This window comes from Phenylobacterium sp. (assembly GCF_036502675.1).
Classification (GTDB): Bacteria; Pseudomonadota; Alphaproteobacteria; order Caulobacterales; family Caulobacteraceae; genus Phenylobacterium.
Genome location: NZ_DASXYF010000099.1, coordinates 1 through 2,172, shown reverse-complemented (window position 1 = coordinate 2,172; position 2,172 = coordinate 1). Strand labels below are relative to the sequence as shown.

Below are 2,172 nucleotides of genomic sequence, written 5' to 3'. Positions count from 1 at the left end.
TCACGCCCGGACCCCCCGCAGGGGGTCGAAGTCGTTGGCGGCCGGGAACGGCGCCATGCCGAGCATCTGCTCGAAACCGGCGTCCACCTTGTCGAGGAGCCGGTACAGCTCCCTGGCGGTGAGGACGCCGGCCTGGGCCTGATTGCGGATCTGCCGGGCGGCGCTGCGGCCCTGGCGGGCCTGGTCGAGGGACGTCATGGGGTCTCCTTTCATCAACGGGGAAGCACGCCGCCGAGCTGGCGGTACGCGAGGCGCAGGTGGTTCGGGGTCAGGTCTTCGCGGGCGCCGCGGGCCGTCATCAGGGCGCGGCGCACGGCCTTCACGACCTGGCGGACGCCGTCCTTCGCCGCGATCGCCTGGGCGATCTGCAGCACGTCCGGCGTCTCGACGCCCATGGTGGCAAGGATGGCGACGACGTCCTCGGGGTCCGAGGCGTTGATCACCACCCGCACGCCGCAGCGGCTGAAAAGCTGGGCGAAGGCCGGGTTGCGCTCGTTGCCCTCGATCCGGCTGAGCACCGTGGCGTTCCCCATCAGCACCAGCCCGGCGCTGGTCTCGTCGTGGATGGCGCGCAGTTCCTCCAGCGCCTCCACCTGCAGGTGCTGGGCCTCGTCGGCGACGATCAGCCAGCCGGGGCCGTACAGCGCCCGGGCTTGGGTGGTCAGGTCGAGCTTGGAGGCGTAGCCCCGGCCGCGTGGCGAGCCTGTCGTGGACTCCAGCAGCTTGCGCAGCATGCCCGAGGCGCTGGAGATCGCCGGCGACGCGGTGACGATCGCCACCCGCGGCGTGGTGGTCTTGTACTGGCGCAGCGTGGCGGTCTTGCCGACCCCCGGCCGCCCGATCACCAGGCCCATGTCGGCCAGCGCCTGCGAGCCGCGGAGCACGTTGAGGATGCTTACCGCGGTCTTCGTCTGCGTGAAGGTCGGCTCCGGCGGGGCGACGCTGGAGATCTCCGCCTCTTCCCGCTTGTGGGTCAGCCAGCGGCCCAGGTTCTTGGCCACCTCGCTGGTGGACCCCTTGTAGGTGTTGGAGAGGAACTGGCTGAGGGTCGCGGCGGCGACGCCGGACTCTCGCGACACGGCGGCCTGGGTGACGCCGTGCAGCTGCATGTATTCGCGAACGACGGAGCGCAAAATCTCCTGTTCGTCCTCAGTCCAGTGGGTTTTCCCGTGGTCGATATTCATGTATGCTTCTCACTGATCAGACTTTTCCGCCCTCCCGAGCCGCGCGCCCGGGGGGGCGTTTTTTTATTCGTCTTCGCCGACCACCCGGAGGTGGCTGGCGGCGCGGTTGAAATTCTGGAGGGCGGCCTCGAGCGCGGCCGGATCGTCCTCGATCTGCAGCTGCTGGGCGGCGGCGCCGGCGGTGAACAGACCGCGCACGACGATCGGGCGGCGGATCTCCTCGTCGGTGAATTCCGGGCCCAGGGCGGCCAGCTGGTGGGCCGTGAGGGCGTCTTCCGCCGCGGCCTTGTCCTTGATGCTGCGGAGCAGGCGTTTCTTGAGCCGCTGGGCCTCGCGGCCCTCCTCGGCGTTGGCGAAACCCACCTTCTCCAGGCAGGCCGCGAACCCCAGGTAGACGCCGGTCAGGCTGTAGACGTGCAGGCCGGCATGCATGTCGTCGGGGTCGAAGCGGGCGGCGATCTTCTGGCCCACCAGGTCGATCAGGAACTCGCCGAAGTAACGGTTGCCGTTCAGGACGACCCCGTGGCCGTGCTGGCGCACCGTGACGCCCTCGACGCAGAGCAGCGCCTGCCGCAACTGCTCCGGGGTCGCGCGGGCCACCAGGGCGGTGGCGAAGCTCTCGTCGAACGCCTGGTCGAAGGACAGCCCGGCGCCCTTGCAGGCCCGCGTGAGGCGGCCCAGGCGGCGGTTGTGGCGCTGGATCCCGGCGTCCACCACCGCCTCGAACTCGGCGATCGGGATGACCCGCGTGCCGGCGTCGTGCGGCTTGTCGAGCGGGTTCGCGCCCACATAGGCGCCCTGGAAGGCGGCCGAGGCGCCTATCTCCTGCTCCAGGTCGAGGAAGGAGCGCTCGATCGGCTTGGACTGGCCGGAATAGGGCGTGGTGAAGTGGATCTCGATGCCGAACTGCGTCAGCAGCCCGACCGGGTCCTGCTCCTTCACCGCGAACCGGTAGCGGTTGGGCGTGCCGCCGGTCAGCCACTTCGAG

General features: G+C 70.0%; 3 protein-coding genes. All 3 read right to left on the bottom strand.

The window, feature by feature from the left end:
• A complete protein-coding gene (locus VGL30_RS12775) occupies positions 1-198 on the bottom strand; it encodes a hypothetical protein (protein ID WP_331540379.1) in 198 nt (65 codons plus the stop codon).
• 14 nt (positions 199-212) lie between these two features.
• Positions 213-1,184 (bottom strand): AAA family ATPase, encoded by a 972-nt coding sequence (locus VGL30_RS12770; protein ID WP_331540378.1) that lies wholly within the window; start codon positions 1,182-1,184, stop codon positions 213-215.
• 63 nt (positions 1,185-1,247) lie between these two features.
• On the bottom strand, positions 1,248-2,172 hold a 925-nt coding region (locus tag VGL30_RS12765), incomplete at its 5' end, for a transposase (RefSeq protein ID WP_331540377.1).